17 protein-coding genes are annotated in these 19,001 nt (G+C 59.9%); 10 read left to right on the forward strand and 7 right to left on the reverse strand.

Features of this window, described 5'->3' with window-relative positions; all coding sequences use genetic code 11:
• Window positions 1–10: 10 nt before the first annotated feature.
• From J2X71_RS15860 to J2X71_RS15870, 3 genes are all read left to right on the forward strand, one after another.
• Window positions 11–1,681 carry a ribonuclease J gene (locus J2X71_RS15860; RefSeq protein WP_113324436.1) on the forward strand — a complete coding sequence of 557 codons (1,671 nt, stop codon included), beginning with the start codon at window positions 11–13 and terminating at the stop codon, window positions 1,679–1,681.
• A 2-nt stretch (window positions 1,682–1,683) separates the two neighbouring features.
• On the forward strand, window positions 1,684–2,088 hold the full coding sequence (mce, locus tag J2X71_RS15865; RefSeq protein ID WP_310383309.1) for a methylmalonyl-CoA epimerase: 405 nt from the start codon (window positions 1,684–1,686) through the stop codon (window positions 2,086–2,088).
• Between the two features lie 110 nt (window positions 2,089–2,198).
• The gene (locus J2X71_RS15870; protein ID WP_310382966.1) at window positions 2,199–2,474 is read left to right on the forward strand and encodes a DUF1467 family protein; all 276 of its coding nucleotides are present in this window, start codon (window positions 2,199–2,201) and stop codon (window positions 2,472–2,474) included.
• A gap of 315 nt (window positions 2,475–2,789) precedes the next feature.
• On the opposite strand, the gene J2X71_RS15875 is transcribed toward J2X71_RS15870, so the two are convergent.
• The gene (locus J2X71_RS15875; RefSeq protein ID WP_162748094.1) at window positions 2,790–3,068 is read right to left on the reverse strand and encodes a hypothetical protein; all 279 of its coding nucleotides are present in this window, start codon (window positions 3,066–3,068) and stop codon (window positions 2,790–2,792) included.
• Here J2X71_RS15875 and proS point away from each other — a divergent pair.
• The 3 genes from proS to J2X71_RS15890 are packed head-to-tail and all read left to right on the forward strand — an operon-like array spanning window position 3,067 to window position 6,445.
• Window positions 3,067–4,389, forward strand: coding sequence for a proline--tRNA ligase (proS, locus tag J2X71_RS15880; protein ID WP_310382967.1), 1,323 nt, complete (start codon window positions 3,067–3,069; stop codon window positions 4,387–4,389). The genes J2X71_RS15875 and proS overlap by 2 nt on opposite strands.
• A gap of 16 nt (window positions 4,390–4,405) precedes the next feature.
• A complete protein-coding gene (locus tag J2X71_RS15885; protein WP_310382968.1) occupies window positions 4,406–5,710 on the forward strand; it encodes a lipoprotein-releasing ABC transporter permease subunit in 1,305 nt (434 codons plus the stop codon).
• Between the two features lie 51 nt (window positions 5,711–5,761).
• On the forward strand, window positions 5,762–6,445 hold the full coding sequence (locus tag J2X71_RS15890; RefSeq protein WP_310382969.1) for an ABC transporter ATP-binding protein: 684 nt from the start codon (window positions 5,762–5,764) through the stop codon (window positions 6,443–6,445).
• A gap of 3 nt (window positions 6,446–6,448) precedes the next feature.
• On the opposite strand, the gene J2X71_RS15895 is transcribed toward J2X71_RS15890, so the two are convergent.
• Window positions 6,449–6,910, reverse strand: coding sequence for a DUF5680 domain-containing protein (locus J2X71_RS15895; protein WP_310382970.1), 462 nt, complete (start codon window positions 6,908–6,910; stop codon window positions 6,449–6,451).
• Window positions 6,911–7,223: 313 nt separating this feature from the next.
• Between J2X71_RS15895 and dnaE the strand changes: the two genes are divergently transcribed.
• The gene (dnaE, locus tag J2X71_RS15900; protein ID WP_310382971.1) at window positions 7,224–10,721 is read left to right on the forward strand and encodes a DNA polymerase III subunit alpha; all 3,498 of its coding nucleotides are present in this window, start codon (window positions 7,224–7,226) and stop codon (window positions 10,719–10,721) included.
• A 41-nt stretch (window positions 10,722–10,762) separates the two neighbouring features.
• On the opposite strand, the gene J2X71_RS15905 is transcribed toward dnaE, so the two are convergent.
• Window positions 10,763–12,160, reverse strand: coding sequence for an MFS transporter (locus J2X71_RS15905; RefSeq protein ID WP_310382972.1), 1,398 nt, complete (start codon window positions 12,158–12,160; stop codon window positions 10,763–10,765).
• A 142-nt stretch (window positions 12,161–12,302) separates the two neighbouring features.
• Between J2X71_RS15905 and J2X71_RS15910 the strand changes: the two genes are divergently transcribed.
• Complete coding sequence (locus J2X71_RS15910) at window positions 12,303–12,734, forward strand: helix-turn-helix domain-containing protein (RefSeq protein WP_310382973.1); 432 nt, start codon at window positions 12,303–12,305, stop codon at window positions 12,732–12,734.
• A gap of 3 nt (window positions 12,735–12,737) precedes the next feature.
• Here J2X71_RS15910 and J2X71_RS15915 read toward each other — a convergent pair whose 3' ends face one another.
• On the reverse strand, window positions 12,738–13,988 hold the full coding sequence (locus J2X71_RS15915; RefSeq protein WP_310382974.1) for a L,D-transpeptidase family protein: 1,251 nt from the start codon (window positions 13,986–13,988) through the stop codon (window positions 12,738–12,740).
• A 153-nt stretch (window positions 13,989–14,141) separates the two neighbouring features.
• Between J2X71_RS15915 and J2X71_RS15920 the strand changes: the two genes are divergently transcribed.
• Window positions 14,142–15,872, forward strand: a complete 1,731-nt coding sequence (locus tag J2X71_RS15920) for a GNAT family N-acetyltransferase (protein WP_310382975.1) — start codon at window positions 14,142–14,144, stop codon at window positions 15,870–15,872.
• A gap of 99 nt (window positions 15,873–15,971) precedes the next feature.
• Here the strand turns inward: J2X71_RS15920 and J2X71_RS15925 are convergent, their stop codons facing one another.
• Complete coding sequence (locus J2X71_RS15925) at window positions 15,972–17,261, reverse strand: DNA polymerase IV (RefSeq protein WP_310382976.1); 1,290 nt, start codon at window positions 17,259–17,261, stop codon at window positions 15,972–15,974.
• Window positions 17,262–17,337: 76 nt separating this feature from the next.
• Between J2X71_RS15925 and J2X71_RS15930 the strand changes: the two genes are divergently transcribed.
• On the forward strand, window positions 17,338–17,925 hold the full coding sequence (locus J2X71_RS15930; protein WP_310382977.1) for a GNAT family N-acetyltransferase: 588 nt from the start codon (window positions 17,338–17,340) through the stop codon (window positions 17,923–17,925).
• On the opposite strand, the gene J2X71_RS15935 is transcribed toward J2X71_RS15930, so the two are convergent.
• Together J2X71_RS15935 and J2X71_RS15940 are read right to left on the reverse strand one after the other, a co-directional pair.
• Complete coding sequence (locus J2X71_RS15935) at window positions 17,900–18,625, reverse strand: hypothetical protein (protein WP_405049717.1); 726 nt, start codon at window positions 18,623–18,625, stop codon at window positions 17,900–17,902. The two genes, J2X71_RS15930 and J2X71_RS15935, sit on opposite strands and share 26 nt — an antisense overlap.
• Window positions 18,580–18,894 (reverse strand): DUF3572 domain-containing protein, encoded by a 315-nt coding sequence (locus tag J2X71_RS15940; protein ID WP_113185645.1) that lies wholly within the window; start codon window positions 18,892–18,894, stop codon window positions 18,580–18,582. The genes J2X71_RS15935 and J2X71_RS15940 overlap by 46 nt, the downstream gene beginning before the upstream one ends.
• Between the last annotated feature and the right edge of the window lie 107 nt (window positions 18,895–19,001).

Genomic DNA, 19,001 nt, shown 5'->3' on the forward strand with positions numbered 1-19,001 from the left:
AACAAACATTATGGCGAAACAGGACGAACTGGTATTTCTGCCCCTGGGCGGCGTCGGCGAGATCGGCATGAATCTCGCGCTGTACGGCTACGGCCCGGCGGATCATCGCCAGTGGATCATGGTGGATTGCGGTGTAACCTTTCCGGGGCCGGATCTGCCGGGTGTCGATCTCGTCCTGCCGGATATCCGCTTCCTTGCCAATGAGCGCAAGAACCTCAAGGCGATCATCATCACCCACGCCCATGAGGATCACTATGGCGCGCTCGCCGATCTCTGGCCGGGCCTCAACGTGCCGGTCTATGCCTCGCCCTTCACGGCCGGCTTGCTGGAAGCCAAGCGCAATTTCGAGAAGGATGCGATCGGCGAAGTACCGGTGACGATCTTCAAGGCCGGCGATACGATCAATGTCGGCCCATTCAGCATCGAGGGTGTTGCCGTCAACCACTCGATCCCCGAGCCCATGTCGTTGGTGATCCGCACGCCCCTCGGCAATGTCATCCACACCGGCGACTGGAAGATCGACCATGAGCCGTCGCTCGGACCGCTGACCGACGAGGCGCGCTTCCGTCAGATTGGCGATGAGGGCGTGCTGGCGTTGCTCTGCGACTCCACCAATGCGCTGCGCGACGGCGTTTCGCCCTCCGAGAAGGATGTCTCGGAGAGCTTGCGCAAGATCATCGAGAATGCCGAAGGACGTGTGGCAATTACCACCTTCTCCTCGAATGTCGGCCGTATCCGCACCGTCGCCGAAGCCGCCGAAGCCGCCGGTCGCGAAGTGCTGCTGCTCGGAAGCTCGCTGAAGCGTGTGTGCGACGTTGCTCAGGACATCGGCCTGCTGGAAGGTGTAAAGCCCTTCATCTCCGAGGAGGATTACGGCTTCATCCCGCGTGACAAGGTCGTGGTGATCCTCACTGGCAGTCAGGGCGAGCCGCGCGCTGCCCTTGCCAAGCTCTCCCGTGACGAGATGCGCAATGTGGCGTTCACCGCCGGCGATATCGTTGTCTTCTCCTCGCGTGCCATCCCCGGTAACGAGAAGGCGATCCAGGACATCAAGAACGGTCTGGTGGAGCAGGGCGTTCACATCATTACCGACACAGAGGCGCTGGTGCATGTTTCCGGCCATCCGCGCCGCAACGAGTTGCAGAAGATGTACGAGTGGACACGGCCAAAAGTCGTTGTGCCCGTACATGGCGAGGCAACGCATCTGACGGCGCATAAGGAGCTTGCCGAACAGTCGGGCATTCCGACAGTGCCGCGCGTGCGAAACGGTGATGTGCTGCGGCTTGCACCGGGACCGGTCGAGGTGATCGACGAGGCGCCGCATGGCCGCATCTACAAGGATGGGTCACTGATCGGTGACTTCGATGAGATGGGCATCGGCGAGCGCAAGAAGCTTTCCTATGTCGGCCATGTTGCCCTGAGCATCGTGCTCGACAGCCGCTATGACATCATCGGCGAGCCCGATCTCGTGGCGATCGGCCTGCCGGTCTATGACGACGAGGGCGAGGATATGGAAGATGGGTTGTTCGACGCCGCGATCGGAGCGTTCGAGAGCATTCCACGCGCCCGCCGCAAGGATATCGACATGGTACAGGAGGCCCTGCGCCGCGCCGTGCGCGCTGCCGCCAATCATACCTGGGGCAAGAAGCCTCTCGTCACGGTCTTCATCACCAGGGTCTGATGATGCTTGGCCGGGTGAACCATATCGCCATCGCCGTGCCTGATCTGGCCGCCGCAGTCGCGAGCTATCGCGACACTCTGGGGGCAGCGGTCTCGCAGCCGCAAGCACTACCGGCGCATGGCGTGACGGTCGTTTTCGTGGAACTGCCGAATACCAAGGTGGAACTGCTGGAGCCGCTCGGTGAAGCCTCACCCATTGCGGCCTTCCTCGAGAAGAACCCGTCGGGCGGAATGCACCACATCTGCTACGAGGTCGATGATATCCTGGCGGCTCGAGACCAGCTAATGGCATCAGGGGCGAGGGTGCTTGACAATGGCGAGCCGAAGATCGGCGCTCACGGCAAGCCGGTGCTTTTCCTGCACCCGAAGGACTTCTTCGGTACATTGATCGAGCTGGAACAGGTCTGAAGCTCTGCGTCAGAGTGACCTAAACTGTTCACCGCCTTTGAACTCGCGGCCATTCCGCCTTATAAGCAGCCAAAACCTGCCGCCAAGGCACCATATCGACGGGAACCAAGATGTTTCAGGCCTTCCTCCAGGGATTCGCAGTCTATTTCATCATCTGGTGGATCACGCTTTTTGCCGTGCTGCCGATCGGCCTGCGCACCCAGGCGGACGATAATGATGTTGTGCTGGGCACCGCGCCGAGCGCCCCGACCCGTTTTCGTCCGGTTTTTGTTTTTTCGCTGACGACGTTCATTTCAGGTGCAATTTACGGCTTCTGGTATATCTGCTCGACCTATTTCGGTCTCGGCTTCGATGCACTTCCACAAATAGGGCCTAGCTTCTATTAGGAATGGCTTTTGCTCAATCTTTGAGCAGATGTAAATGCAACCGCGAAAAATCTGTCATACGGACGTCACGCAAGTGAGGCAAAGAGCTTGCGTAACGGAAGACGAGCTTACTTGACGAAAGGCGAGCTTGATTTTTCAGGAATGGTGGAAGCCGAAAAAGCAAAAAAAAACAAGGCTAAAAGCCTTGTTTTAATTATCGCGTGATCCTTAACCGTTACCGGGGCAGCGACGAGCGCGCCTAAGATCTGATCCTCCCAAGACTTGACCGCGAGTTCGACAAGAATTTAACCTTCCTGCCTGTTTTGTGAGCTAAAGCTAGCTCAAAGATTGTGCTTTGTCATTAGCTTTTTTTGCATTTTTGCTACACTCACGCAAAATTTTTCTGTTGACAAGATTTGCCTTCAAGCCCTTATAAATACGCGCTTTTTCGCGCCTGCTCAATTTGTGGGCGCTAACATGCGTCTGCGGGAGGCAGCTGGCACCGGTCGCGGGTTTCCTTCCTGCCGCGAAGCGGCTATGAACGCTCCCATCTTTAACAAATGCCGTCGATTCCGCTTGGGTAAGCGGCGTCTCAACTGTACCGGAATCCGCCATGCGTCTGTCCCGCTTTTTCATACCCATCCTGAAGGAAAACCCCAAGGAGGCGGAAATCGTCTCTCACCGGCTGATGCTGCGCTCCGGCATGGTGCGCCAGCAGTCGCAGGGCATCTATTCCTGGCTGCCGCTCGGCAAGAAGGTGCTGGACAAGGTCAACAACATCATCCGCGAGGAGCAGAACCGCGCCGGCGCCATCGAGCTTCTGATGCCGACGCTGCAGTCGGCCGAGCTCTGGCAGGAGAGTGGCCGTTACGACGCCTATGGCAAGGAGATGCTGCGCATCAAGGACCGTCAGGACCGTCCGATGCTCTACGGCCCGACCAACGAAGAAGTGATCACGGATATCTTCCGTTCCTCCGTGAAGTCCTACAAGGACCTGCCGCTCAATCTCTATCATATCCAGCTGAAATTCCGTGACGAGATCCGTCCGCGCTTCGGCACCATGCGCTCGCGCGAATTCATGATGAAGGACGCTTACTCCTTTGACTTGACGCGCGAAGGTGCGGAACATTCCTACAACAAGATGTTCACCGCCTATCTGCGCACCTTCGATCGTCTCGGCCTGCGCGCCATTCCGATGCGCGCCGACACCGGCCCGATCGGCGGCGATCTCAGCCATGAATTCATCATCCTCGCCGACACCGGCGAGTCCGAGGTTTTCTGCCATAAGGATTTCGTCAATTTCGACATTCCCGTGGAAAATACGGATTTCGACAGCGTCGACGGCCTGAAGTCGATTTTCGACAAGTGGACGTCGCTTTATGCCGCGACCTCCGAGATGCATGACGAGGCGGCCTTCAACGCCATTCCGGAGGGCGAGCGTCTTTCTGCGCGCGGCATCGAAGTCGGTCATATTTTCTACTTCGGTACCAGGTATTCCGAGCCGATGGGCGCGAAGGTGCAAGGTCCCGATGGCAAGGAACATACCGTTCACATGGGTTCCTACGGTATCGGCCCGACACGCCTTGTTCCCGCCATCATCGAAGCATCGCATGATGAGAACGGAATCATCTGGCCGGAGTCGGTCGCGCCCTTCGATGTCGTGGTCATCAACATGAAGGCCGGCGACGAGGCCTGCGACGGCACCTGCGAGCTGATCTGCGCGGCGCTGACCAAGGCCGGCAAGGATGTGCTCTATGACGACACGGACGACCGTGCCGGCACCAAGTTTGCGACCGCCGACCTGATCGGCGTGCCGTACCAGATCATTGCCGGTCCGCGCGCGGTCGCGAATGGCGAAGTGGAAGTGAAGGACCGCAAGACTGGCGCCCGCGAGACGATGACCATCGAGGCGGCGATCAACAGGTTCGTGGCTTAAGAAAGACGGAGGCGAAATGGCAGAGGCAGCATTGGACCGGAGTTCCAAATCCGGCTTGGGTCCGGCTGGCAAGCCATTTTCCACCTTCGAACGCCTGGTGGCGTGGCGCTATCTGCGCGCCCGCCGCAAGGAGGCCTTCATCTCTGTCATTGCCGGCTTCTCCTTCGTCGGCATCATGCTGGGCGTTGCAACGCTGATCATCGTCATGGCCGTTATGAACGGGTTCCGCACGGAACTCGTCTCCCGCATCCTCGGTATCAACGGCCACATGATCATCCAGCCGGTCGATGGTCCCTTCACCGACTATGCCGACCTCGTGAAGAAATTCGAGGCGGTGCCCGGTATCAAGATGGCGCTGCCGCTGGTCGAGGGCCAGGTGCTGGCTTCCTCGCGGACGGGCGGCAGCACCGGTGCGCTGGTGCGCGGCACGCGCGCCGAAGACCTGACCAAGCTCAAGGCAGTATCCGACAATATCAAGTCCGGCGACATGGTAGGCTTTGCTGCAGGCGACAGCGTTTTGATGGGCACGCGCATGGCCGACCAGCTCGGCCTGCGGGTCGGTGACCTGATTACGCTGACGTCACCGGAAGGTGATGTGACGCCGATGGGCGTCAATCCGCGCATCAAATCCTACAAGATCTCCGGTCTCTTCGAGATCGGCATGTCGGAATACGATTCCTCGATCATCTATATGCCGCTCGAGGAATCGCAGCTTTATTTCAATGCCGACGGGCTGGTGCAGTCGATCGAACTCTTCGTCAATAACCCCGACGATATCGACAATCTGAGGCCCAAGGTGGAGGAGGCGGCCGGTCGGCAGATAGCCATCACCGACTGGCGTCAGCGCAACCAGACCTTCTTTTCCGCCCTGCAGGTCGAGCGCAACGTCATGTTCATGATCCTGACGCTGATCGTGCTCGTCGCAGCGCTCAACATCATCTCCGGCCTCATCATGCTGGTGAAGGACAAGGGCAGCGATATCGCGATCCTGCGTACCATGGGCGCGAGCGCCGGCGCCATCATGCGCATCTTCTTCATGACGGGAGCTGCGATCGGCATCGTCGGCACGATCGCCGGCGTGCTGCTCGGCGTGCTCGTCTGCATCAACATCGAGTCCATCCGCCAGTTCTTCTCCTGGGTCTCTGGCACGGTGCTTTTCGATCCGCAGCTCTACTTCCTGAGCCAGCTTCCGGCGGAAATGGATGTGAGCGAAACGGTTTCAGTCGTCATCATGGCGCTGACGCTCTCTTTCATCGCGACGATCTTCCCCGCCTGGCGCGCCTCCCGCCTCGATCCCGTTCAGGCCCTTCGTTACGAATAAGGCCGTGATCCAAGGTCAAATCCAAGGCCCAATCCAAGGAATGCCGCATTCATGAAACGCAACGTCGTTCTCAAGCTTTCAGGCGTCGCGCGCCACTATGGCCAGGGCGAAACGCTGCTGACCATCCTCAAGGGTGCGGATTTCACCCTGTCGAGCGGTGAGATGGTGGCGCTGGTGGCGCCGTCAGGCACCGGCAAGTCGACGCTGCTGCATGTCGCAGGGCTGCTGGAGCATCCTGACGGCGGCGAGGTAGTGGTCAACGATCGCCCCTGTGATGGCCTTTCCGATGACAAGCGCACGGCCATCCGCCGCGGTGAGATCGGCTTTGTTTATCAGTTCCATCACCTGCTGCCGGAATTCTCGGCGCAGGAGAACATCATGATGCCGCAGCTCATCGCCGGTCTCTCATGGAAGGAAGCGAGCGAACGGGCAAAGATGCTTCTGGACTACATGCGCATCGGCCACCGCGGTACGCATCGCCCGGGCGAGCTTTCCGGCGGCGAGCAGCAGCGCGTGGCAATCGCGCGCGCCGTTGCCAATGCGCCGAGCCTGCTTCTGGCCGACGAGCCGACCGGCAACCTCGACCCGGAAACCGCAAGCTACGTCTTCGATGCTCTGGAAGCGCTGGTTCGCCAGTCCGGCCTTGCCGCGCTGATCGCCACACATAACCACGAGCTCGCCCGGCGCATGGACCGGCGCGTGACGATCTCCGACGGCAAGGTCGTGGATTTCTGATTATCAGGGGACAATCAGCCCGCCGCGATAATCGAGCTCATAGGCCTTCTGACCATCGACAAGGATGAATTCGTGGCCACGGAAATGCGTGCAGTCGCCTTCGCTCGTATCGACATAGCGCCCCAGCGAATGATCGAAGATCATGCCGCCGAGGAAGCGGCCTTGTTTGTAGAGCTGTGACAGCGCGGCGCTAATGATCGTGCCGGCGACAGTTCCGTCGATGATCCCGGGCTCGATGATCCGCCCGAAATAGTTCATCGCCCACACCGGCTTTTCCTCCAGCCACACCACTTCCTGACCGGCAAAATCCGTGCCGCCGAAATAGCTGTCGAGATAGCGCCAGATGCCGCGCTTGTAGCCGAGGTCATGGGCGCCGATCCGATAGGAAGGCTGTGCCTTGGCGCCGGCAACATAAGTCTGCGATTTGGCTTCGACAATGAAGCCGTTGAGTTCCTGCGTGTCCATCGTCCCACTGCTCCGATGTTAACCATGTCCCGCAGAAGCGGGGGGTAAACCTGTTGACAACAGAACATACATGGAACAAATTAAAAACATAAGAGCAAAAGGAGAGCCAAATGACTGACATGATCCGTGATATCGCAGCATTCACCTCCATCGCAATGTTCATCGCCAGCTTCTCGCTGATCGTCATGGCAATGTAAGAATTCAGGGGACCGCATGGCAGCCATGCGGTCCCGAAGCAGGACTTTTTCTGGACAGAATCGCCGACAATGCCGACAATGCGCACTCTTCAGTGAGGCGGTTCGAAAGGCAGATCATGGCGGATGCGGAAAAAGGCGCTGCTGGCGCAGTCGTCGGTGGGAAACCGGGCTTCGTCCATCTGAGGGTCCACTCCGCCTATTCGTTGCTCGAAGGCGCGCTGCCCCTCAAAAAGATCCTCTACAAGGCGTCGGGCGACAGCCAGCCTGCTATTGCCATCACCGATACCAACAATCTTTTCGTCGCCCTGGAATTTTCCCAGAAGGCGCTGGACGACGGTCTGCAGCCGATCATCGGTTGCCAGGTGTCGATCGACATGGAAGATGGCCTAGACACGGAGAAGCGGGGCGGTCAGCAGGCGCTGGTTAAATTGCCTTCGATCGTGCTTCTGTCCGCTACGGATGCGGGTTACGAGCGGCTGGTCGATCTCGTCAGCCGCGCTTATCTCGGCGGCGAGAGCAATCAGGCTGTCCATATCCGTTCCTCCTGGCTGGAGGAAATCGGTACCGAGGGGCTGATCGCTTTGACCGGTGCCTCGACCGGCCCTGTCGACATGCCGCTTAAGGACGGCCATGCTGCTGCGGCAGAGACGCGGCTGCTGGCGCTGAAGCGCCTCTTCGGTGACCGGCTCTATGTCGAACTGCAGCGGCACGGAACCTACGACAAGCGCCACGAACAGAAGATCATCGGCCTTGCCTACAAGCATGATCTGCCGCTGGTGGCGACCAACGAGGCCTTCTTCCCGACACGAGACGATTACGACGCGCATGACGCGCTGATGGCGGTGGCCCACAACGCCATCGTTTCCGACGACAGCCGCTTCCGCCTCTCGCCGGATCACTATCTGAAGAGCCGTGCGGAGATGGAAAAGCTCTTCGCCGATCTGCCTGAGGCGCTGGATAATACCGTCGAGATCGCAAGGCGCTGCTCCTTCATTCTGAAGACCCGCAAGCCGATCCTGCCGCGCTTCACCGGCGCGACCGATGATCCCGAGGAGGCTGAGCGCGCAGAATCGCTCGAACTTCGCCGCCAGGCGGAGGAGGGGCTGGACATGCGCCTTGCCGAGCTTGGAATGTCGGCCGGCTACGAGGAAAAGGATTATCGCGAGCGGCTGGAATTCGAGCTCAGCGTCATCGAGCGAATGAAGTTTCCCGGCTACTTCCTGATCGTTGCGGATTTCATCAAATGGGCCAAGCAGCATGACATTCCCGTCGGCCCCGGCCGCGGCTCGGGTGCGGGTTCGCTCGTCGCCTATGCACTGACGATCACCGACGTCGATCCGCTGCGTTTCTCGCTGCTTTTCGAACGCTTCCTCAATCCGGAACGCGTCTCGATGCCCGACTTCGATATCGACTTCTGCCAGGACCGCCGCGAAGAGGTGATCCGATACGTGCAGCAGAAATATGGTCGCGAGCAGGTGGCGCAGATCATCACCTTCGGTTCGCTGCAGGCGCGTGCCGCGCTGCGCGACGTCGGCCGCGTGCTGGAAATGCCCTACGGCCAGGTCGACAAGATCTGCAAGCTGGTGCCGAACAACCCGGCAAACCCGACGCCGCTTTCCAAGGCGATCGAGGAAGAGCCGAAGCTGCAGGAAGAGGCAGCCAAGGAACCGGTGGTTGCCCGCCTCCTGGATATCGCCCAGAAGATCGAAGGCCTTTACCGCCACGCCTCGACCCACGCCGCCGGCATCGTGATCGGCGACCGCCCGCTGTCGAAGCTCGTGCCGATGTATCGCGATCCGCGTTCCGACATGCCGGTCACCCAGTTCAACATGAAGTGGGTGGAACAGGCCGGTCTCGTGAAGTTCGACTTCCTCGGCCTGAAGACGTTGACCGTGCTCAAGGTCGCTGTCGACTTCTGCAGGAAGCGCGGCATCGAGGTCGATCTTCCGAAGATCCCGCTCGACGACAAGAAAACTTACGAGATGCTTTCGCGCGGCGAGACGGTCGGCGTGTTCCAGGTTGAAAGTGCCGGCATGCGCAAGGCACTGATCGGCATGAAGCCAGACTGCATTGAGGACATCATCGCGCTGGTCGCCCTCTATCGCCCGGGTCCGATGGAAAACATTCCGACCTACAATGCCCGCAAGCACGGCGACGAGGAGCTGGAATCGATCCATCCGATGATCGACCATCTTCTCAAGGAAACGCAGGGCGTTATCGTCTACCAGGAGCAGGTGATGCAGATCGCCCAGGTCCTGTCGGGCTATTCGCTTGGCGAAGCCGATCTTCTGCGCCGCGCCATGGGTAAGAAGATCAAGGCAGAAATGGACCAGCAGCGCGAGCGCTTCGTCGTTGGCGCGGTCCAGAACGGCGTGTCGAAGCCGCAGGCCGACAACATCTTCGAACTGCTTGCAAAGTTCGCAAACTACGGTTTCAACAAGTCGCACGCTGCCGCCTACGCCATCGTCTCCTATCAGACGGCCTATATGAAGGCGCATTATCCGGTCGAGTTCCTGGCCGCGTCGATGACGCTCGATATGTCGAACACCGAAAAGGTCAACGACTTCCGCCAGGATGCCAAGCGCCTGGGCATCGAGGTCATCGCGCCCTCCGTCCAGACCTCCTTCCGCCAGTTCGAGACCGGCGACAACCGTATCTATTACGCGCTTGCGGCTCTCAAGGGTGTCGGCGAATCCGCCGTCGATCACATCGTCGAAATGCGCGGCGATAAGCCCTTTGCCAGCATCGAGGATTTCTGCCTGCGGATCGATCCGCGCCAGGTGAACCGCCGCGTGCTGGAAAGCCTGATCTACGCCGGAGCCTTTGATTGCTTCAACCTGGATCGCGCCCAGCTTTCGGCCGGTCTCGACCGCGTGCTCGGCTATGCGCAGCGCGCCCAGGAAAATAAACTGAGCGGCCAGTCGGATATTTTCGGCGGTGCCCTATCCTCGGGCCCGGAAAAGATCGCCCTGCCGCCATTCTCGCCCTGGCTTGCCTCCGAGCGGCTACTCAAGGAGTTCCAGGTGCTGGGCTTCTACCTGACCGCCCATCCGCTCGACAGCTACAACAACATCCTTCAGAAGATGCGCGTACAGACCTTCGCGGATTTCTCGACGGCGGTAAAGCAGGGTGCTGCGAACGGGCGACTGGCGGGCACCGTCATTTCCAAGCAAGAGCGCAAGACGCGCACCGGCAACAAGATGGGCATTATCGTCTTCTCGGATTCCTCCGGCCAGTATGAAGCCGTGCTCTTCTCCGAAATGCTGAACCAGTATCGTGACATACTCGAGCCCGGGAAATCCTTCGTCATCACCGCGATCGGCGAAGAGCGGCCGGAAGGTGTCAGCCTGCGTCTGCAGACCATCCAGTCGCTGGAGGAAAAGTCGCTGCAGATGCAGAAGGCGCTACGCGTCTATGTCCGCGACTCCGGCCCGCTACGCGCCGTCGCCGCACATCTGAACGCCAAGGGCGACGGCCTCGTCTCCTTCATCGTCATCAAGGAGGAGGGCAAGCGCGAGGTCGAAGTGGTGCTGCAAGAGAAATATCGCATCACGCCCGAGATCGCAGCTGCGTTGCGGGCTGCTCCTGGCGTCGTCGACGTCGAACTCGTCTGAACGAAAAGTGCGACCGGCAGTGCACCGGTCGCCATTATTTTTCAGCCGGCCTGCAGACGGCAGGATGCATCCGCGCAGCGGCCTCTGCCGAAGCCCATGATGACCATGCCGATCAACGTCGCCGCTACCGGCACCAGCAAGGCGGTGCGCAGCGCTTCCAGGCGTTCGGATGGGCTGTCTCCATCGCCGAGAGCAAGTGTGCCGACGGCGCTGACGGCAGAGAGGCCGAGCGCCGCACCGAACTGGAACGACGTATTCACCAGCCCGCTTGCCAGTCCCTGTTCGTTTTCGGCGATACCCTCAGTCGCAATGATCGTCAGCGGGCCGTAGCCAAGCGAGAAGGCCAGGCCGAGCAGGATCGTCGACGGCAGCATCGCCGCATAAGTCCAGTCGAGCCCCATACCAAGGAAGAGCGCGTAGCCCGCGACGGCAAAAGCGAAGCCGCCGAGCACCACACGTCCATTGCCGAAGCGCTCGACGAGCAGCGGCGTCAGCAGCGGCGCCAGAATGGCGTCCATGCCGATGACGATGAGGGCGAGGCTGGTTTCGAAGGAGGACCAGCCGAGCAGTTCCTGCAGGTAGAGCGAGACGATGAACTGAAAGCCGAAGAAGGCGCCGGTGAAGAGCATCGCTCCGAGGTTGGATTGTACCAGGGCGGCAGACCGGAAGATGCCGAGCCGCACCAGCGGCGCACGCGAATTGCGTTCGATGAGGATGAAGGCGAGCCAGAGCACCGCGCTCCCGCCTGCCGCCACAATCGTCCAGGTTAGCTCACTGGTGGCATGCTCCAGCCGCGTCAGCGCATAGGCGGCAAGCAGCATGGCGCCGGTCAGGGTCACCGCGCCGGCAATGTCGAACCTCTGGTGTGGGGTTGTGTCCTCCTTGTTCTCCACGATCAGCTTCGTGCCGGCAACGAGCAGGATGGCGGAGAAGATAACAGGTGCGAAAAACACCCATCGCCAGCCGACGGCGGACAGAAGCCCGCCAATGACGAGGCCGAGGGAGAAGCCGGCCGAGGCCGTACCGGCATAGATCAGCACGGCCCTGTTACGCTGCGATCCCTCCGGAAAGCTGCCATTGATGAGCGCAAGCCCGGCGGGCGTCATGAAGGCGGCCGCTGCACCCGTCACGAAGCGGGCCGTCAGCAGCATCCAGCCCTCGGTTGCAAAGCCGCCGAGGCCGGAAAACAGCAGGAAGACGGTCAGTGCCGTCAGGAAGACCTTGCGCTTGCCGTACATGTCGGCGACGCGCCCGCCAAGCAGCATCAGCCCGGCATAGGCAAGCACATAGGCCGAAACCACGGCGCTCAGCGTGGTGGTCGAAAGACCAAGCTCGGCCCGGATCGATGGAAGCGCAATATTGAGCATGGCCGCATCGACGCCTTCGAGAAAGATGGCGCCGCACAGAACGGCGAGCATGCCGGCAGCACTACGGCTCATTCTTCCGCTATCCAATGCCAGTGGAGGACTTGTAGACATTCTGATTTCCTTGTCCGTAAAGCAGGGAAGAGCGAGAATGGTTACATATTGATCCTCGGTTCCCTATTGTAACCAAGGCTGACATAAGGCATGGTTCTGAGCCATGGAAGAAGGCACTTCAAACTCACCGAGTGACTGCTGCAGCACCGACCGCGATTACGACGTCCACCAGTGGGATTCTCGGGAGGAATGCGAAGTGCGCCAGATCCTCGATCGCATCGCCGACAAATGGTCGCTACTGGTCATTGCCCTGCTCGAAAAACGCACCTTGCGCTTTACCGAATTGCGCAAGAGCATCGATGGCATCAGCCAGCGTATGCTGACGACGACATTGCGTCAGCTCGAGCGTGACGGGCTGATCGAGAGGACAGTCTATCCCGTCGTTCCGCCAAGGGTTGATTATGCTCTGACGGAGCTCGGCTGCACGCTGCACGAGACAATCAAGGCGCTCGTGGTCTGGACGGAAACGAACCAGGCAAAGATCATCTCCGCCCGCCGAAGCTACGACGAACGCGCCAGCGAGAAGCTTTGGTAGGCCTCAGCTCTCGCGGGTGATGGTGATGAATCCCGTGCCTTCGCCGGTTTCGGATCCGAGGCCGGTATCTGATATCGTCAGCGTTGAGCCGGGCGAGATCAGTGCATCGATCCGGTGACGGGTTTCTTCTGACATCGAGATGCGGCTGAGCGCTCTGGCGATTGGACGGCCGCTGATGATGGAGCTTTCCTGATTGGCGATGCCGAGCCGCTTCACCGTCTCGCGGGAGAGATTGTTCTCCAGCGTTACGCCCAGCCAGTCCGCCGTGCCGGCGGCCTCATCGACTGAATGTAGCGAGAAGAAGTGCGTGCCGAGAGCAAGACCCGGATCGGCGATGGTAATGGGCGCCTCGAAGAGCGGCTTGAAATCCTGCCGCACCATGATGACGCCATTCGGAGGCTCGCCTTTGCCTGCCGCAGCGTAAACTTCCTTAAGGAGAGTATCAGTGACCAGGCCCCTGTCACGGGCAAATTCCGTTGGCCGCAGCGCCTTGAAGGCATTGATGGCCTGAACGGTCGCAGGACCGGCCAGCCCATCAGGCTCGCCGGCAGCAAAGCCGAGCTGGTTCAGCAGGGTCTGGATGTCGATGACGTTTTCACGCAGCGTCCGGCGCGTAATCAGCATGCTGATCGGCGCGCTATCCGCAGCGGGCGCCTGCAGCTGGAACTGCGGCATCGGCAGGGCAGCCGTCGTCTCGTTCATGGCGACCTGCACCTGCGTCTTCGCGTCACCTATGGACGGCCGCAGCTCCACGTCCGATAGCAGTGGTGCCGGTTCGGGCCGGTCGGGGCGGAACAGGGTCGGATGGTCAATCGGCTCTGGTATCAGCTCACTGTCGGTAATGATGACAGGCACGCCCGTCTCGGTCATCTTGTAGAGCGATTTCGCAAAGGCGCCGGGCATGCGCACGCAGCCATGCGAGGCCGGATAGCGCGGCACGGAACTAGACTCGTGCAGCGCGATGCCGGACCATGTCAGCCGCTGCATGAAGGGCATCGGCGCGTTCGAATAGATGTTGGATTCGTGGTACTTCTGCTTCTCGATGACGGAGAAGATGCCGCTCGGCGTCGTGTGCCCGTCCTTGCCGCTCGAGATCTTGGAGGTCGCCACGACCTCCGCACCGTCATAGACGGCCAGCGACTGCTTATCCTTGGACACGAAAATCTGCAGCGTGCGCGCGTCTGCTGCAAAAGCCGGATGGACAAGAGCGGTTGCCGACAGCAACCCGATAAGAACGCTCACACGCACAGACATGACGCAATACACCACATGCACAAAAACGACGCGAGTTAAGCACGCGAAGTTTAACGAAGGCTTGAATGCGCGGCGCCGCTTTGATCACGAGATTGTGGGATATTCAATTTTATGCAAATCTAAAAAAGGAGAAGTCTTGGGGGAGACTTGGAAATGCATGTCGATATTGTTTCCGCGTTCGATGATCTGCATGCCCTGAAAGACAACTGGAACGAGGTCTATGCTGCCGATCCGGAGGGGAACTACTTCCTCTCCTGGCACTGGATCGCCAAATGGCTGGAGCGGCGCGCTTCGTGGTTCGTTCTCGCTGCCAGGCGGCAGGAGGGGGATGAACGATACGTGGCTTTCCTGCCCATCCAGCTGCATGTCGAATTCGAGGAAGGGCAGGGCCTCGTCAATATCCTGCGGCTCGGCGGCACACCCTATGCCGGCTATAACGGCCTCCTGACGCGTCCCGAGGATGTCGAAGCGGCGCTCAGCGCCTTTGCCGGTTGCCTCCAGACCTTCAATTGGAAACATCTCGATCTCGACGATGTCTATATATCCGAGGAGAGACTGAAGGCGCTCCTCGAGGCCTTTCCGGCTTCCGAATTTTCAAAGAGAAAGGTCGCTCGCAGGCCGCACATCACCTCGGTTGGTGAAAACATCGACCACGACGTCTATGTCTATGTGCCGCTCGGCGATGATTTCGAAACCTTCGTCGATGAGCGTTTCGGCTCGAAGACCCGGCGCAATGCGCGAAAAGCGCTGCGCGATCTGGTCGCGCCGCAGAACGAGCTGCGCATCACGCACGTCACGCCCGAGACGATGGAGCGCGACCTGGCGCTCTTTTACGAGATGTGGAACCTGCAATGGGGCGAGCGCCAGCCGCGCTACGGAAAGTTCATTCTCGACAACAGCCGTCATATGCTGCCGGCCTGCATCGAGCATGGCACGGTCTTCATGCCGATCCTCTGGCATCAGGACAAGCCGGTCGGCACCTTCATCATCTTCCTCGATCCCTACCGCAAGTCGATGATGTGCTTTCTCGGAAGCCGCGACCTGACCTTCCGCCACTCGATCAGCCCCGGCTTCATGCTCCATTGCTACAATCTGCGCTGGGCGATCGAAAATGGCTACCGCATCTACGACATGGGCACCGGCAATTACAGCTATAAGGATTTACTCGGATCGGAGCATCATATCGTCGAGAAGCTGCAGATCTCAACGCTCACCGGCCGTAATATCGGCGACCGTCTCGATCCGCACTCGCTTGGCATCGCCATGCATCAGGCGGTGCATTTCTTCAGGAATGGAAACCCGACCGCCGCCGAACTCTGCTGCCGGCAGATCCTGGCCGTCGACGAGAAACATGCGCAAGCCAGCTCATTGCTGGCGAAAATCGAGGCGGCGCAGCGGCCAAGGTTGACCGGTGATCCCGAAACCCATTTCAGTGCTGCCGCCGAACGTCATCGGGCCGGCGATCTTATTGCTGCGGAAGCTGGCTATCGCGACGTGATCTTAGTCATGCCAGATCATTTCGATGCTCTGCAGCATCTGGCATTGCTGCTATTGCAGAAGGGCGATCTGCGTGGCGCAGCAGTCTGCGTCGACAAGGCGATCGAGGCGAAACCGACATCCGCCTCAGCCTATTGCAATCGCGGCAATATCCAGGCGCGGCTTTCGAATTTCGATCAGGCGCTCGCAAGCTACGATCGGGCAATCGCTCTCGATGCCGGCCACGCCATCGCCCTCAACAATCGCGGCAATGTTCTACGGCGACTGGGGCGCCATGATGACGCGCTGGAAAGCTATGATCGTGCGATCGCGATCGAACCTGGTTATGCACAGGCTGCGAAGAACAGGGAGGCGGCGCTGCAGGAAATGGCCGCGGTGCCGGCCTAGAGCGCGGTGCGTCCATTCGGACGCACAAAGGACGCTCTAACTCTTTGAATCTACGCATCGGCCCGAAAATCGATTCCGATTTTCGGGCCGATGCGTAGGCTAGCCGTTCCCCTTGCCGCCGAAAGTATAGCCGGTCTCGACCGTGCCCTTGCCGAACTTGTCGCGCAACTTGTCCATGGCGGCTTCCGCCGCCGCGCGGCGGCCGGATTGCTGGTCGATGAGATCGGGCGGGTCGGCGCGGCCGGCATCGCCGAGATCGGTGACGCCAATGCCGATAAGGCGGAATTTCGTGCCGTCGGTTTCCTTCTCCAGAAGGTCGAGCCCCGTGCGGAAGATCTTGTCGGCAAGCTGTGTCGGGTCTTCAAGGCGCCGGTTGCGGGTGCGCGATTTGAAATCGGCGGTCTTCATCTTCAGCACCACGGTCTGGCCGGCAATGCCGTTCTTCTTCAGCCGCCAGGAGACTTTTTCCGAGAGATTGCGCAGGATCGGCACCAGATCATCATAACGCGAGATATCATCGAAGAAGGTGGTTTCAGCTGAGACGCTCTTGGCGGCATCGTTGATATGCACCTCGCGGTCGTCGATGCCGCGCGAGAGGCGGGAAAGCCGCTGGCCGATGCTGCCGTAACGGCGCATCAGGTCATTCTCTTCCATTTGCTGCAACTGGCCGATCGTGCGGATGCCGTCTGCTTCGAGCGTCGCGGCAAATGCCTTGCCGACGCCCCAGATGGTCGTTACGGGACGAGGCGCCAGAAACTCCACGGCTTCCTCGCGTCCGATGACGGAAAAACCACGCGGTTTCTGCAGGTCGGAGGCGACCTTCGCGAGGAATTTGCAATAGGAAAGACCGACCGAGACGGTAATGCCGACCTCCTTTTCGACGCGGCGGGCAAACTTCGCCAGCGTGCGGGCCGGCGGATCGTGATGCAGCCGTTCCGTGCCGCCGAGTTCCAGGAAGGCCTCGTCGATGGAGAGCGGCTGCACAAGCGGTGTCAGTTCCTGCATCAGTGCGCGAACCTTCCGCCCGACCTTAACATATTTCTCCATGTCCGGGCGGATAACGACCGCCTGCGGGCAAGCCTCCAGCGCCTTGAACATCGGCATGGCCGAGCGTACGCCGTGGATGCGGGCGATGTAGCAGGCGGTGGAGACAACACCGCGCTTCCCGCCGCCGATGATAACGGGCTTGTCGGCAAGCTCCGGATTGTCGCGTTTCTCCACGGCGGCGTAAAAAGCGTCGCAGTCAATATGCGCGAGCGTCAGATCATAGAGCTCTTTGTGACGCACCAGACGCGGGCTGCCACAGGCATGGCAGCGGCGCGCCTCTCCCTTCTGCTCGGCAAGGCAGTCACGACAGAAGCCGGGTGTCTTGTCAGATGCAGGCGCCATGGTGGGAACAAAGGTTGAACATCGTAACATTACGCCCTAAGCTTTTGAGTCTCAAGAGAGGGAGGAGAGCTTGGCCGTGGATATCGATCTTCGTTTCGAACCTGTCACGGCCGAGCGCTGGGGAGATTTGGAAAAGCTGTTCGGCCCGCAGGGTGCCTTCTATAATTGTTGGTGCGTGGCGCTGCGCCTTCCGCATGCCGTCCGCACGAAGATGGAACCTTCGGAGCGCAAGGCCCATATGCAGGACCGGATTGAGACGGGACCACCACCGGGTATTCTCTGTTATATCGAGGGCGAGCCTGTGGCTTGGGTTCAGGTGGGGCCGCGCCACGACGTGCCGCAGTTCAATTCGCCGCGAACGGTTTCGCGGCCACTCGAGGAGGGTGACGCTCATGATCCCTCGATCTGGGCAGTCAGTTGCTTCTTCCTGTTGCCGAATCTGCGCGGAAAAGGCTTGAGCCACAGATTGCTTGCTGGTGCCGTCGATTATGCTCGCGGTCAGGGCGCACGGTTGCTGGAAGCCTGTCCGATCGACCATGTGAAGCAGTCGAAATCCGTCACGCTTTGCATCGGCTCGACGGCGATTTTCGACACTGCCGGTTTCGAAACGATCGCGCGGCGCAAGGACGGCCGGCCGCTCATGCGGCTGGATTTGCACGGCTGATCGTGTGTCCGGCAAGGTATTGGTCGATGAGTTCGGCGGCATGAGCCCAGTCTCTCGCCCGCGCGATATCCTCGGCGGCGGCCGGCGCGAAGCGGTGAACGGGCGAATCCGGCATGAGATGAATGAGCAGGCAATCTGCCACATGCTCCTTCACGGAATGCAGGTTGCGCGCCATATCATCGATAAAGATGACCGGAAGATCGCGACCGCCATGCAGCGCCTGCACGATCGGTCCCTTCGGCTGTTCGCTGGCAAGCAACGGGAAGGTAAGGCCCGCGCTGTCGAGAAGGCGACGACGATGGGCGGAAAACTGCGGCGGCATCGCGGTGAGGAACAGGACATCGGCATCATCAGACAAGCGTTCGAGCGTCGAAACGACGGGATCGATAGGCGTCTGCCAGCTTTCCTGGGCCTCGAAGAATTCCAGGATCAGCCGACTGACATGCTGATCCTCAAGCGCAAGCCCGTCGGCCAGCGAGACGATGTTGCCGTGAAGACGGAAGGAGCGCGGCAGAAATTCGTGGCCGAGACTTTTGAGGTACAGTTGGAAAGGACCGATGAATTGCAGCACCACATCATCGACATCGCAGACGATGAGCGGCCTGTCGCCAAGGCGGATATGAGAAATGTCGAATTCGGCGCTGTTGCTCACGATCAGTATTCCCCAGAGTCGAGGCCGGGCGGCGAGAAGTGGCGCCATGCCGCAGTCAGCGCTTCCGGCGTCGTGTTCGTCGCCTCACAGAAGGCGATCGCCGTCGGCTCATGGTTCATGAGGAAGTCCAGCATGCCGGCGAGAAAGCCGGGATCGTTGATGGCATTACGCACTTGCTGGGGTTCTACGCCTGTCAATGCCAGGAAGCGACCGAAGAGATCGGGGTCGTTCGCAAGCCAGCCGAGGACGGCAATGGCCGTTTCTTGCGGATCTGCTGCCGCCGCAAGTTGTTTCGAAGTCTTGAAATTGCTTTGCATTGCGATGGTCGAGTTACCTTTTCTTCAACCAAATACCGGTAGCTTGCACTATCGGTTTCATGGAGCCATTTGTCAGCTAATGTCTTTATCATGGACATTTGGCTTCA

Source organism: Rhizobium sp. 1399, assembly GCF_031455475.1.
Classification (GTDB): domain Bacteria; phylum Pseudomonadota; class Alphaproteobacteria; order Rhizobiales; family Rhizobiaceae; genus Rhizobium.